Annotated in this window: 11 protein-coding genes; 8 read left to right on the top strand and 3 right to left on the bottom strand. The window is 69.4% G+C overall.

The window, feature by feature from the left end; translation table 11 throughout:
* Positions 1–99 precede the first annotated feature (99 nt).
* From ACQP1O_RS04565 to ACQP1O_RS04580, 4 genes are all read left to right on the top strand, one after another.
* A complete protein-coding gene (locus ACQP1O_RS04565; RefSeq protein WP_433564638.1) occupies positions 100–1,080 on the top strand; it encodes an AraC family transcriptional regulator in 981 nt (326 codons plus the stop codon).
* 83 nt (positions 1,081–1,163) lie between these two features.
* Complete coding sequence (locus ACQP1O_RS04570) at positions 1,164–2,018, top strand: nitrilase-related carbon-nitrogen hydrolase (protein WP_433564639.1); 855 nt, start codon at positions 1,164–1,166, stop codon at positions 2,016–2,018.
* Positions 2,019–2,129: 111 nt separating this feature from the next.
* Positions 2,130–3,092, top strand: a complete 963-nt coding sequence (locus ACQP1O_RS04575; RefSeq protein WP_433564640.1) for a helix-turn-helix domain-containing protein — start codon at positions 2,130–2,132, stop codon at positions 3,090–3,092.
* A gap of 79 nt (positions 3,093–3,171) precedes the next feature.
* The gene (locus ACQP1O_RS04580) at positions 3,172–4,167 is read left to right on the top strand and encodes a nitrilase-related carbon-nitrogen hydrolase (protein ID WP_433564641.1); all 996 of its coding nucleotides are present in this window, start codon (positions 3,172–3,174) and stop codon (positions 4,165–4,167) included.
* A gap of 3 nt (positions 4,168–4,170) precedes the next feature.
* Here the strand turns inward: ACQP1O_RS04580 and ACQP1O_RS04585 are convergent, their stop codons facing one another.
* Positions 4,171–4,440: a metal-sensitive transcriptional regulator gene (locus tag ACQP1O_RS04585; RefSeq protein WP_051028944.1), complete on the bottom strand. Its 270-nt coding sequence runs from the start codon at positions 4,438–4,440 to the stop codon at positions 4,171–4,173.
* Positions 4,441–4,623: 183 nt separating this feature from the next.
* Between ACQP1O_RS04585 and ACQP1O_RS04590 the strand changes: the two genes are divergently transcribed.
* The 3 genes from ACQP1O_RS04590 to ACQP1O_RS04600 all read left to right on the top strand — a co-directional run bounded on the left by ACQP1O_RS04590 (position 4,624) and on the right by ACQP1O_RS04600 (position 7,504).
* Complete coding sequence (locus ACQP1O_RS04590; RefSeq protein ID WP_433564642.1) at positions 4,624–5,439, top strand: S-methyl-5'-thioadenosine phosphorylase; 816 nt, start codon at positions 4,624–4,626, stop codon at positions 5,437–5,439.
* 217 nt (positions 5,440–5,656) lie between these two features.
* Positions 5,657–6,916, top strand: a complete 1,260-nt coding sequence (locus ACQP1O_RS04595; protein ID WP_433564643.1) for an NAD-dependent epimerase/dehydratase family protein — start codon at positions 5,657–5,659, stop codon at positions 6,914–6,916.
* Between the two features lie 24 nt (positions 6,917–6,940).
* On the top strand, positions 6,941–7,504 hold the full coding sequence (locus ACQP1O_RS04600) for an NADPH-dependent FMN reductase (RefSeq protein ID WP_433564644.1): 564 nt from the start codon (positions 6,941–6,943) through the stop codon (positions 7,502–7,504).
* On the opposite strand, the gene eccE is transcribed toward ACQP1O_RS04600, so the two are convergent.
* Positions 7,501–9,144: a type VII secretion protein EccE gene (gene eccE / locus ACQP1O_RS04605; protein WP_433564645.1), complete on the bottom strand. Its 1,644-nt coding sequence runs from the start codon at positions 9,142–9,144 to the stop codon at positions 7,501–7,503. The genes ACQP1O_RS04600 and eccE overlap by 4 nt on opposite strands.
* A gap of 129 nt (positions 9,145–9,273) precedes the next feature.
* On the opposite strand from eccE, the gene eccB reads away from it, so the two are divergent.
* The gene (gene eccB, locus ACQP1O_RS04610) at positions 9,274–10,761 is read left to right on the top strand and encodes a type VII secretion protein EccB (protein WP_433564646.1); all 1,488 of its coding nucleotides are present in this window, start codon (positions 9,274–9,276) and stop codon (positions 10,759–10,761) included.
* 2 nt (positions 10,762–10,763) lie between these two features.
* On the opposite strand, the gene mycP is transcribed toward eccB, so the two are convergent.
* Positions 10,764–12,233 carry a type VII secretion-associated serine protease mycosin gene (mycP, locus tag ACQP1O_RS04615; RefSeq protein ID WP_433564647.1) on the bottom strand — a complete coding sequence of 490 codons (1,470 nt, stop codon included), beginning with the start codon at positions 12,231–12,233 and terminating at the stop codon, positions 10,764–10,766.
* Positions 12,234–12,242 lie beyond the last annotated feature (9 nt).

Below are 12,242 nucleotides of genomic sequence, written 5' to 3' on the forward strand. Positions count from 1 at the left end.
GCTTGATTACCAGGACAATCCGGCCGACTGGTCCGTTTTGTCGGATCGGTCGGCTTCATTCGCAGTTTCCCGGCGGCCGGTAGTGGAATGATGCACGGTGTGGGTATCGCGTCCACTGCCAGCGTCGAAGTCCGTACGACCTCAGAGGTTTCCGCGCGGCAGGCATTCGAGCAGTGGGAGGCCATTGTGGCCGACGCGGTGCTGCCGTCGATCTGTGAGCCACTCGGCAAGGGTCAGTGGCACGGCAAGCTGCGCTTCACCCAGTTCGATCACTCCAGTCTCACCATGATGACCTCCAGCGCGCAGCGGGTGGTGCGTAACAAGCGCCAGCTCGATCAGGCCGCCGGGGACTTCCTGCTGGTGAACATTGTTGTGGAGGGCGCGAACTGGACCGAGCAGAACGGCCGGATCACCGAGGGCGGGGCCGGGACCATCGCCTTCTACGACAGCGCCCGCCCGATCGAGAGCCGCACCACCGAGAACGCGGTGTCCACGATTGTGCGCGCGCCCATGAGCGCGGTGCTCGATCATGCCGGGCTGGTGCGCGACGAGCTACCGATCGCCAAGGCACTACCCGCCACCGGCGCGATGGGCGTGGTGGTCGACTTCTTCCGCGGCATGGCCGCTCTCCCGGTCAAGGAAACCGACCGGGCCGCACATGCCCTCGAATCGCAGATCACGGCCATGCTCTCCTCGGCGGTGCTGCTGGCCAACGGGCAGAACTCGCCGGCTCCGGCCGATTCGCTCTACACGCGCCAGCAGGTGCTGTCGGTGCTGCGCCAGCGCTATACCGATCCGGATCTGACCGTCGATGAGGTGGCGCACGCCTGCCTGGTGTCGCGGCGCACGCTCTACCGGGTGTGCGAGGACATCGGCGGCCCCGCCGCACTGGTGCGCCGCATGCGGGTCGAGCATGCCCGGCGGCTGTTGCGGGCCGACCCGGCCCGGCCGCTCTCGGCGATCGCCGCAGCTTCCGGATTCTCCACCGATCGCCATTTCTACCGCTCATTTCGCCAGGAAACCGGCGTGACGCCCGGTCAATTTCGGTCACAACTGGACGCAGGCACGCGCGGTCGGTAGCCCGGCACGGGATGTCGCTGTGACCGGTTCACGTTCGGCGAAGGGTGATTGCACATCATCCGATACCCGTCGAAGGAGCCGACGTGCTGACGAAGGTGCGAGTCGCAGCCGTCCAAGCCGAGCCACGATGGCTGGATCTGCGTGCCGGTGTCCAGCAGACCATCGAGTTGATCGAGGACGCGGCCGGGGGCGGCGCGCAGCTGGTGGCCTTCCCGGAGACCTTCCTGCCCGGATATCCGTGGTGGTTGTGGCTGGAATCGGTGAGCTGGGGCCAGGGGTTCTTCGCGCGGTATCGCACGCATTCGATGACGGTGGGCCGCACCGAGTTCCGCCGCATCGCCGACGCCGCGCGGCGGCATCGCATTCACGTGCTGCTCGGCTTCAGCGAGCGCAGTGCCGGCGCGCTCTACATGTCGCAGTGCCTCATCGATGATCGCGGGGTACTGCTCGGAGTCCGTCGCAAGCCCGAGCTGACGCCGCTGGAGCACAAGATCTTCCGCTGCGCCGAGCCGGGCGAGTCGCAGGTCTTCCACACCGGCATCGGCCGCATCGCGGTGCAGGGCGGCTCGGAGCAGTTGCATCTGCCGGCGCGGCGGGAGCTGGAGCGCACCGGCGCGCAGATCCACGTGGTGTCCTGGCCGGGCTTCATCGTGGCGCGGGACGTGGATTGGGGTGTGCGCGTGAACAATGCGGCCACGCTCTGGTACGCGGTGGTCGGGCAGCTGAACGTGATCGCGGCCTGTGCGGTGATGGATGTGGCGGGCAGTGAGAGCCGCCGGGGTTCGGAGCCGGCCAAGCAGCTGGTACCCGGGCCGGGCGGGCATGCACGCATCTTCGCGCCGGGCGGCGAGGAACTCGCGTCGCCGCTGGCCGGGCACGAACAGGGTTTGCTGTACGCCGATCTGGAACTGGACCTGAGTTTCGAGTCCGCGGCCTAGTGGTATCGCTGCGTACCGCTCCGGGGTATTGGCTCGAATTCCCCTGATCTGACACACTCTCCCGAGTATTCGGCCGTACATCGGCCGACCATTGTCATCGAGGGATGGGGAGTGGAACGGTCAGAAGCGGTCGATCGGATCGAGGTGCGATCCGGACCGGAGCAGTCGGCGACGGAGGCATTCGAGCGCTGGGAAGCGCATGTGAGCGATGCCTATGTGCCATTGGCGGTTTCACCAAAACCGACCGATCGTTTTGTTGGCTATATCGAACACGCTCGATATGGCGACCTCGATCTGACCGTCGCCGGATCCTCCACTCAGCTCATCCGCCGCACCGATCGGCTGATAGCGCAGGCGAATGACGAGTATCTGATCGCGAGTATTCCCCTTTCGGGTCACGGACGCCTGCAACAGGACGGCCGGGTGGCCGACGTCCGTCCCGGTTCGATCGTGTTCTACGACACCACTCGTCCCTATCAGTGGGACTTGCAGCAGGAGTGGGAACAGGTCGTGGTGCAGGTCCCGTTGAGCCGGCTGCGCGATCACTACGGCGTTTCCGATCCCGAAGTCCCCACGGCCACTGTGTTTTCCAGTGGAACCGCGCCGGGAATCGTGGCGCAATTCTTCCGGGGTGTCGCGGGATTGCAGCGCACCGATCCGGCCGGGGCGGCACTGCTGGCCGAACCGGGGATGGATCTGCTGGCGGCGGCGGTGATCGCGGCGTCCGGGCGCACCCCGCACGACCAGTCCGCGGACGCCCTGAACCGGCAGCGGGTGCTGGCTTTCATGCGCAGCAACTGTGCGGATCCGGATCTCGGAGTCGATCGAATCGCCGAGGGCTGCCGCATGTCGCGGCGTACTCTCTACCGGGTATTCGGCGAGTTCGAGGGTGGACCGGGAACGGTGCTGCGCCGCATGCGAATCGAACGTGCTTGCGACCTACTGCGAAATGCGCCACAGTTGCCGCTTTCGGCCGTTGCGAAGGCGTCGGGATTCCTCACCGAGCGTAGTTTCTACCGAAGCTTCCGTTTGGAAATGGGCACGACTCCGGGCGCTTTTCGTACCCTGGCATGATCAGTCGGTGATTCGGCACTCGTTGCCATTGTTTGGCCGGAAACTCTTGGCAAGCATCACGTTCCATGAGGGAACAGCGATGAGGATTACGGTGCGAGTCGCCGCCGTCCAGGCCGAACCCAGCTGGCTGCGGCTGTCCGACGGCGTGGAGCAGGTCGTCGAACTGATCCGAGCAGCAGCGACGCAGGGCGCTCGCCTGATCGCATTCCCGGAGGCGTTTCTCCCGGGATATCCCTGGTGGCGCTGGATCGATACCAATCAGTGGAATGTCGAATACTCGACTCGGTGCCGCGAGAATTCGATGACTCGGGATGGCGTGGAAATGCGCGCGATCACCGGGGCCGCCGCCGCGCACGACATTCACGTCGTCCTCGGATTCGGTGAACGGCAGGATCGGCGAATCTATATGTCGCAGGCCGTGATCGACGATTCCGGCGAGTTGCTGTCCGTACGCCGCAAGGCCGGGTTGAACAGCGTGGAACGCAAGATATTCGCCTCGGGAACTCCGAATCTGCCTGCGGTGCACCACACTCCGATAGGCAAGTACGGCGCGCTGTCCGGGCAGGAGAACCAGCGGCCGCTGCTGACCCGCGCGCTACGCGCCGACGAGGAGCAGATCCATGTGGCCGCCTGGTCCGGCAGTCCGTACGCCGATGCGGCGGGGCCGGATTCGAGCACCACGGTCAGCCGGATGTACGCACTGGAGGTCGGCGCCTTCGTGCTCGCGCCCACCGCGGTGGTGGGGGAGTCGGCGTTCGACGGTATGGGCGGCGCCCCTCGGATCAGCAGCCCCACCGGCCGCGCCTGCATCTACGCCGCGGACGGCCGCGAAGTGGTGACCCCGCTCGAGGAGGGCGAGGAGGGCATTCTCTACGCCGATCTGGACCTGGTCGCCGACAGCGCCGACACCCAGCAGTGCGACTCCGCCCGGGCCGCGCGTGACCGCAAGGACCGCGACCCCGCCCCCGTCCGCCGCGGGTCCCGGCGGGTCGCCTCCGGCTGGCAGTCCGGCCCGGACCGCTGGGCGCTGCCCATGTCCCTGGGTACGTATCCCGGCGGCACCGCCGCCTGCTGAGGACTAGCTCCGCACCAGGCGGGCGATGGCGTCGGTGGCTTCCTTGATCTTGGCCTCGGCCTCGGGTCCGCCGGCGACGGCCGCGTCGACCACGCAGTGGCTGATGTGATCCTCGAGCAGGCCCATGGCGACGGCCTGCAGGGCCTTGGTCATGGCCGAGACCTGGGTGAGGATGTCGATGCAGTACTTCTCCTCCTCGACCATGCGCTGCAGGCCGCGGGCCTGGCCTTCGATGCGGCGCAGGCGCTTGAGGTAGTCGTCCTTGGCGGTGATGTAGCCGTGGGTGGCGTGGTCGTGGCAGGACTCGGCGGCTTCGGCGGGCGCAGCCGGGTCTGTGGTCGCGGTCTTGTCGTTGGTCACCTGCGCTGTCCTCACTCCCGGGCGTTAATACCCCCCTAGGGTACATGGTTTGCCCTGGTCCCACCACTCGTCCGCGCATGCGCGAGAATCGAGGGCATGAGTGAGGATCCACGGGCAGCGCTCGCCATCATCGGAGGTAGCGGGTTCTACGACTTCTTCGGCGATGACGCGACCACGGTCGAGGTCGAAACCCCCTACGGCGCGCCCAGCGCGCCCATCACCATCGGACAGGTGGAGGGGCGGGCGGTGGCGTTCCTGCCCCGGCACGGCCGCAAACACGAGTTCTCGCCGCACACCGTGCCCTACCGCGCCAATATGTGGGCCCTGCGTTCGCTGGGCGTACGCCGCATCTTCGGCCCGTGCGCGGTCGGCAGCCTGCGTGCCGACTGGGGCCCGGGCACCGTGTCCGTGCCGGACCAGCTGGTGGACCGCACCTCCGGTCGCGCCCAGACCTTCTACGACACCGGCGGCGTGCACGTGGCCTTCGCGGACCCGTACTGCGAGGAGCTGCGTTCGGCGGCGATCGGTGCCCTGGGCGACGAGCTGCCGGCGCACGATCACGGCACCATGGTCGTAGTGGAGGGCCCGCGCTTCTCCACCCGCGCCGAGAGCCGCTGGTTCGCCGGACAGGGCTGGGCGCTGGTCAATATGACCGGGCACCCCGAGGCCGTGCTCGCCCGCGAGCTCGAAATGTGCTACTCCGCAATCGCTCTCGTGACCGACCTGGACGCCGGCCTGGAGACCGGTGAGGGCGTCAGCGCCGCGGCCGTCTTCGCCGAGTTCGAGCGCAACCTGGTGCCGTTCAAGGCGCTGGTGCGCCGCGCGGTCGCCGCCGTCGAGGGCGACGACACCTGCGACAAGTGCCGCGTGCTGACGGGTACCGGCGTGCAGCTGCCCTTCGAACTGCCCTGAGCTCCCCGCGCCTTCGGCGGACGGCTGAGAGCCGTCCGCCGAAGGCGAGCCGTACCGTCGGTTGGGAGCGAAACCGATTCTGGGCGACCCCGGCGAGTTACCCTGATCGGCGCGAAATCAGTTGTTGCGTCTGATTCGAAGAGACCTGAATGAGAATGCGGTCGCGACGTTGTCCAGCGGACCTGAGCGTCGGAGGCCGGTCGAATAGGCTGGAACCATGAATTCCGGCGGTCCCGACCCCGTGCGCGTGTTGCTGACCGGCGCGGCCGGTTACTTGGGCTCCCATGTGCACCGCGCTCTGCTGGCGGCCGGTCACGAGGTCGTCGCGATCGATGCGTTGCTCGAGAGCGTGCACGGTGCGAATGCCGCTGGCCCCGAAGATGTTTCCCGCCTCGATGTCCGCGATCAGGACGCGCTCGAACCCCTGCTCGCCGATATCGACGTGGTCTGCCACCTGGCGGCGGCCGTGCCGCTGCCGCAGCTGCGGGGCGCGATCGAGCCGGTGCCCGCCGACTCCTCGAATCTCGCTGCCCCGCAGGACGTTCCGCATCTGCATCGCGTCTCGGGGGAGGGGCAGCGCGGCCGTGACGATTCCGCCCACGGCGCCGGTCCGTGCGTGCGCGCCCCGCTCGGCGCGGACCGGGCCGGCGCGGCGCGGCCGGGCGCGGAGGGCATGCGCTGGGCCGCGCTCTACGCCGCCCACAATGACGTGGGCACGGCCGTCCTGCTGGCCGCCATGGAGCGGGCCGGGGTGCCGCGGCTGGTGCTCGGGTCCTCGGTGGCCGTATACGGCGAGGGCCGGTATCGGGGCGTGCGCAGCGGGCCGTTCTATCCGGGGCTGCGGCGGCGTGGTGACCTGGATCGGGGATTGTTCGATCATCGCGCGCCGCGGTCGGGGGAGGTGCTGACCTGGGAGCCGATGGGGGAGGACGCACCGCTGCGGCCCCGGAGCGCCTATGCGGCAAGCAAAGTCGCGCAGGAGCGCTACGCGCTGGCATGGGTCGCCAATACTGGCGGGGATGCCGCGGTGCTGCGGTATCACCAGCTCTACGGCGAACCGGTGGCGGACGGCCGCAGGGTGCGGTCGGCGGAATCCGGTGTGGTGGCGCGCTTTCGGGCCGAGCTGGTGGCGGGCCGCCCGCCGCAGGTGTTCGAAGACGGCGGTCAGGTGCGGGATTTCCTGCACGTGCGGGACGCGGCGGTGGCCACCGTTGCGGCCGTGGAACGCCGGCTGCCCGGTTTCGTGCCGTTGAATATCGCCTCGGGGCGGCCGCTCACGCTGTGGGAGGTGGCCTCGGTCATGGCAAAGGCGACGGACGGGCCGACCCCGGTGGTGACGGGTCAATGCCGTGTCACCGATATCCGCCATATCGTCGCGCACCCGGAAAGAGCCCGGCACGCGCTGGATTTCACCGCGCGCACCCAGCCCGCCAAGGGGCTGGCCGACTATGCCGCGCGCGGGATCGGGCGGCGCTGACCGCCCAGCCGATAGGCTCCCGGCATGGACACCCCGCTGCGGCTCGAGGTCATCATCGCCAGTGTGCGTCCCCAGCGGTTCGCGCCGGTGGTCGCGGACTGGTTCCTGCGCCGTGCCCGCGCCGACGCGGATTTCGAGGTGGGCGTCATCGACCTCCTCGACACCCCGCTGCCGCTGGATCTGACGGATTCCCCCGAGGTGCAGGCGTTCCGGCAGCGGGTCGGGGCCGCGGATGCGTTCGTGGCGGTGACCTCCGAGTACAACCACGGCTACCCGGCGTCGCTGAAGACCGCCTTCGACAGCGTCAAGCGCGAATGGCGCGGCAAGCCCATCGGTTTCGTCAGCTATGGCGGTCTGTCGGGCGGGCTGCGCGCGGTCGAGCAGCTGCGGCAGGTGGTCGCCGAGATCCATATGGTCTCCATCCGCGAGACCGTGAGTTTCCATGAGGCCAAACGCAAGTTCGACGCCGAGGGCGAGACCCGGGACGGCGCGGCCATCGACGCCGCCGATCGCATGCTGCGCCAGCTCGCCTGGTGGGCGGCGGCCTTACGCACCGCTCGCGCCGCGGATCCGTATCCGGGCAGCTAGCGCGCGAGCGCGCCGGCGGCGCGGGGCTGTCCGATGTAGGTGGACTCGCGGGGGATGGAGACCAGGGTCAGGGGCACCCCGGTGGTTCCGGTGCGCAGGATGATCCGGTTGCCGGTGGCGGCGGGCTGGTGGATGGACAGGTCGGGTTTGGTGCCGGGCCAGCCGAGCGGGTCTCCGGTCAGGTAGACGGTGGTGACGCCGGCGTGGGGTGCGGGCGCCAGCACACCGTCCACCAGCGTCGCGGTGAAATCGGCGTCGGATTGGTGGGTTTCGACGGCGACGGTGAGGCGGTCCGGATTGCCGATGGTGGTGACCAGCTGCTGCCAGGCCTCGGGGCGGTCGGTGCGGATGAGGATGCGTTCGCCGACGGCCAGGGCGCGGAAGACGATCTGCTGGGCGAGATAGAGCTCCCCGGCCAGATGGACGCTCGAAATGCCCTGCCCGACAAGGCGGATGGCGACGCCGTTGCCGTCGTCGTCGGAGCCGAGCAGCTGGCCGCATCCAGCGGAAGGCAGTTGCAGGGCCTCGATGCCGGCGATGTCGCGGATCTCGGTGGGCACGGTGTCGTCCAGGCCCGGCACGGCGAAGGGGAGATGCGCGAGCAGCGCCTCCCGATGGCGGCCGTTCATGGAGATCATGTGCTGCTGCACCGGTTCCGCGGGCAGCTCCCGCGCGGTGAGCCGCCAGGCCGCGCCGATGCGCACCGTGTCGGCGCTGCGGCCCGGGCGCAGCCGCACGGCCACGGTGGTGCCGCGTGAGGCGGGCACCCACAGCTGGGCGAGCAGATCGGAGGCCAGCTGCCGGGGATCCACGGCCGCACCGATGTTCACGCCGTTGCCGAGTTCGGCGTAGCGCCAGCGCTGGGTCAGTGCGCCCGGATCGACACCCGCGGTGACCTGCAGCGCGGCCTGCCGGATCTCGGGCGCGGTGAGCAGCCGGGCCGAGCAGCCGGCGTCCTCGAGGGTGCGCATGATGCGCTGGGTGGCGATGGTGACCGCCCGGCACGCGCCGGTCAGCCCGCCGCCGCGCCGAGTTGCGGCCTCGGGGCAGGCGATCGGGTCGAAGGCGATGGCCAGCCATACCGTGCGGTGCGCGGTGGCGGGCAGCGGGCCGAGCAGGGTGTCGTAGATCGCGCCCGCGGGTGTGCCGGAACGGCTGCGGAAGCCGTGCGAGACGATGTCGATGCCGGACAGCAGAATGTCGTGCCGGCTCAGGCTTTTGGCGAGTTCCGGCAGTGGCAGCAGATGGGTGGACTGCACGGTGCAGCGCCCGAGCCGGGTCAGTCCGCCCTTGGGCGCGAGCACCTCGACGACCGCCACCACGCGGCCGCCGTCCCGGTAGAGCCCGAGCGAGCGCCCGTCGGGGGCGCGGAAATCGATGATGTCGGCGGGTGGGTGGCCGCGCCGGGTGCGGAAGCGGCCGCGGGTGGCGATCCAGTCTGAAACAGTGCGTTTGCCGAGGGGTAGCAGAAGAATCAGACCGACCACTATGCCGAGAGCTGGTGCGCCCCACCAGGTCAGCCCGCACCGCATGCCGAGGACCAGAACGACCAGTCCGGCAACCTGGGCCCAGATCAGGTTCGCGAGAGAGATCCGGCCGAGCAAAGGCCGCGTCGCCGTCTCCCCGGATTCGATCGTCATCGTCGGTCCCCGGCTCCCCGATATCGGCCCCGCGCGCTGTCCGAGTGCGCCGCGCGGCGGCCGAGTGCAAATGAATGTCCTTGTAAATGTACTGTATTCGGCGAACGCAACGACTTGCCGGGGACTTGGATGCCTTCGAAACCCACCACCCGATGGCAGGTGAGCGGCTATCGCTTCCTGGTCCGTCGTATGGAGCACGCCCTGGTTCGCCGGGACGTGCGAATGCTGCACGATCCCATGCGTTCACAGGCGCGGGCGTACGCCGCCGGACTCATCCTCGCGTGTGTCGGACTGGCGGGTTGCGGAGTATTGGCTCTGCTGCGGCCGCAGGACCGGATCGGGTCCGACAAGATCCTCATCGGCAAGGACTCCGGCGCGGTCTACGTAGTGCTCGGCAATGTGGTCCATCCGGCGCTGAACCTGGCCTCGGCGCGCCTGGCCGCCGGCGACGCGGTCGAGCCCGCGACCGTGCGGGAGTCCGAGCTGGCCGGGAAGCCGCGCGGGCAGCTGATCGGCATACCGGGCGGGCCGACCTCCCTGACCTTCACCGGTGGCGACGGCCGCAGCTGGACGGTGTGCGACGTGCTGTCCAATGACGGCAGCCGCACTCTCACCACCTCGGTGCTGGCCGGCGATACGGGCCAGGCGGACAAGGCATCTCCCATGGCGTCCGGCACGGCGCTGCTGGTACAGGGCCGGGACCACACCTACCTGATCTACGACGATCGGCGCGCCCGGATCGATCTGGACGATCGGGCGGTGGTCGATGCCCTCGATCTGCGCGGCCGGACCCCGCGCCCGATCAGCGACGGCCTGCTGAACGCGATTCCCGAAGCGCCGCCGCTGGTTCCGCCGCGCATCGAGAAGTCCGGCGCCGCACCGGATTACCCGCTCGGCGACCACCGGATCGGCGATGTGGTGCAGGTGCGGACCGACAGCAAGTACTACGTGGTGCTGTCCGACGGCCTACAGCCGGTCTCGGCGCTGACCGCCGACATCATCCGGAATGCCTACCGCGCCAGCGCCGCCGACGACTACATCGCGCAGGCCGACCGTACCGGCGCGCCGGTCTCCTCGGCGCTGCAGGTATCGAAGTATCCGGACCGGGCCCCGGCCCTGGTGGACGGTAAGGATCAACCCGTCGACTGCCTGTCGTGGAAACCGGTCGGTTCCGCCGACACGTCCGATGGCAGCAAGCACGCCGAGCTGGCGGTGCTCACCGGACACGCGGTACCGATTCCCGACCGCGCCAGGCTGGTTCCGCTGGCGCAGGCCGACGGCAGCGGCCCGAATGTGGACAGCTTCTATATGAAGCCGGGCGCGGGAGCGTACGTGCAGTCCACCGGTATCGAGCCGGACAGCCAGCGCCACGACAGCCTGTTCTTCGTATCCGACTACGGAGTGCGGTTCGGGATCAAGAATCTGGATTCTGCCGAGGCGCTGGGTATGGGCCCGGAGCAGGTGCGGCCGGAATCGGTGCCGTGGCCGATTCTCGGATTGCTCGCTCCCGGACCGACTCTCAGCCGGGAAGCGGCCATGGTCGCCCACGACGGGGTCGCGCCCGATCCGAATCCCGCCAGGGAGCCGGTGAAAACACGAGCACCGAACGGGAACTGAGCTCAAGCGTCGGTGTCGTGCACACCGAACCTGCGGCGCAGTGGGAACGAGGCCAGGAAGCCGAGCACCAGCAGCAGCGCTACGCCGCCGGTGCCGATCAGGGCGACATTGCGCGGTGTGCGGTCGGGTGCGGGCGGCGTGGTGGGCAGGGCGAGCTGCTGATTCCGTGGCCCGGCGGGACGCTTGGGCGGCACGCTGTTTCGCACCTCGGCGGTGAGTGCGGCCACAGGATCGACTGTGCCGTACCCGATGGCCGGATTCCAGCCCTCGCCCGGCGCGTGCGCGGTGGCCTCGATGCGCTCGATGACCTCGGCGGCGCGCAGATCCGGGAAGCGGGCCCGCACCAGCGCGGCCACGCCCGAGACCTCTGGCGCGGCGAAACTCGTTCCGCTGTAGGGGACGACCTGTCCCTGATTCGTCACCTTGGCCGTGGTGAGCCCGGTGTTGCGGGGATCCAGCGAGACGATGTTCTCGCCCGGCGCGGCCACCCCCACCCACGGCCCGGGGACGGTGAACTTCGACGGCTGACCGGAGGCGTCCACCGAGCCGACCGACAGCACATAGGCGTCCCACCAGGCCGGCACCACATACGACGTGACGTGATCCCACGGATCGTCGGCAGGGTGCAGGGGATCCAGACCCGGATTGCTCGCCGTGCAGGTATCGGTATTGCCCGCCGAAGCCACGATGACCACGTCCTTCTCGACGGCCGCGTAGTGCACCGCCGCGCCGAGCGCGCCCATTTCCGCGTTGGCGGGCTCGACGGTGGGGCAGGCGACCAGGGAGATATTGATGACCCGCGCGCCCGCGTCGGCGGCCCGGCGCACGGCCGCGGCGAGCGCGGAGATCTTGCCGTAGCCGTCGGGCATATCGTCGGGGCCCTTCTCCCGGCCCGCGCCCTTGGTTTGATACAGCGCGCTGGTCTGGCGGATGGTCATGATCCGCGCCTCGGGCGCGACCCCGGCGAAGCCCTGGCCGCCGATCTCGGAAGCGGCGATCAGGCCCGCGACTATGGTGCCGTGCGCGTCGCAGTCCTCGGTGCCGTCGCCACCCGCGGCCACATAGTCGCCGCCGGGAATCAGGCCGGGCAGCCTAGGGTGTGGGGACACCCCCGTGTCGATGACGGCGACCAATTGCCCTGTGCCCCGCGAGAATTGCCACGCATCGGGCAGGTCGAGGGTGCGCTGGGTGGGCGGGATGGTCGGACCGTCATCGCCCGCCTGGGTGCTGGAGCACGGCGAGTTCGCGGGGTGTTCGGTCTCGGTCGGCGGCACGGCCGGACCGCCGGGAGGCAGCAGGCCCGAGTCGATGGGCGGCGGCCGGTCCGCGAACGCGACACCCGGCCCGGCTCCCGTTCCGACTACCGCACCGAGCGCCAGGACCACCGAGGCTGCCGCGACCCGCAATCCCCGCACGCCCGGAGCCGCCGCGCGATGGCGGAAACCGTTGATGCTCAGTGCTCTATCCGGCATGGCCGACGA

The organism is Nocardia sp. CA-151230 (assembly GCF_050942175.1).
In the GTDB taxonomy this organism is placed as follows: Bacteria; Actinomycetota; Actinomycetes; order Mycobacteriales; family Mycobacteriaceae; genus Nocardia.

Coding starts and splice junctions, on each gene's coding strand:
- ACQP1O_RS04580 (WP_433564641.1), top strand. CDS start 3,172: ATGAGGATTACGGTGCGAGTCGCCGCCGTCCAGGCCGAACCCAGCTGG.
- ACQP1O_RS04590 (WP_433564642.1), top strand. CDS start 4,624: ATGAGTGAGGATCCACGGGCAGCGCTCGCCATCATCGGAGGTAGCGGG.
- ACQP1O_RS04595 (WP_433564643.1), top strand. CDS start 5,657: ATGAATTCCGGCGGTCCCGACCCCGTGCGCGTGTTGCTGACCGGCGCG.
- ACQP1O_RS04600 (WP_433564644.1), top strand. CDS start 6,941: ATGGACACCCCGCTGCGGCTCGAGGTCATCATCGCCAGTGTGCGTCCC.
- eccE (WP_433564645.1), bottom strand. CDS start 9,144: ATGACGATCGAATCCGGGGAGACGGCGACGCGGCCTTTGCTCGGCCGG.
- eccB (WP_433564646.1), top strand. CDS start 9,274: ATGCCTTCGAAACCCACCACCCGATGGCAGGTGAGCGGCTATCGCTTC.
- mycP (WP_433564647.1), bottom strand. CDS start 12,233: ATGCCGGATAGAGCACTGAGCATCAACGGTTTCCGCCATCGCGCGGCG.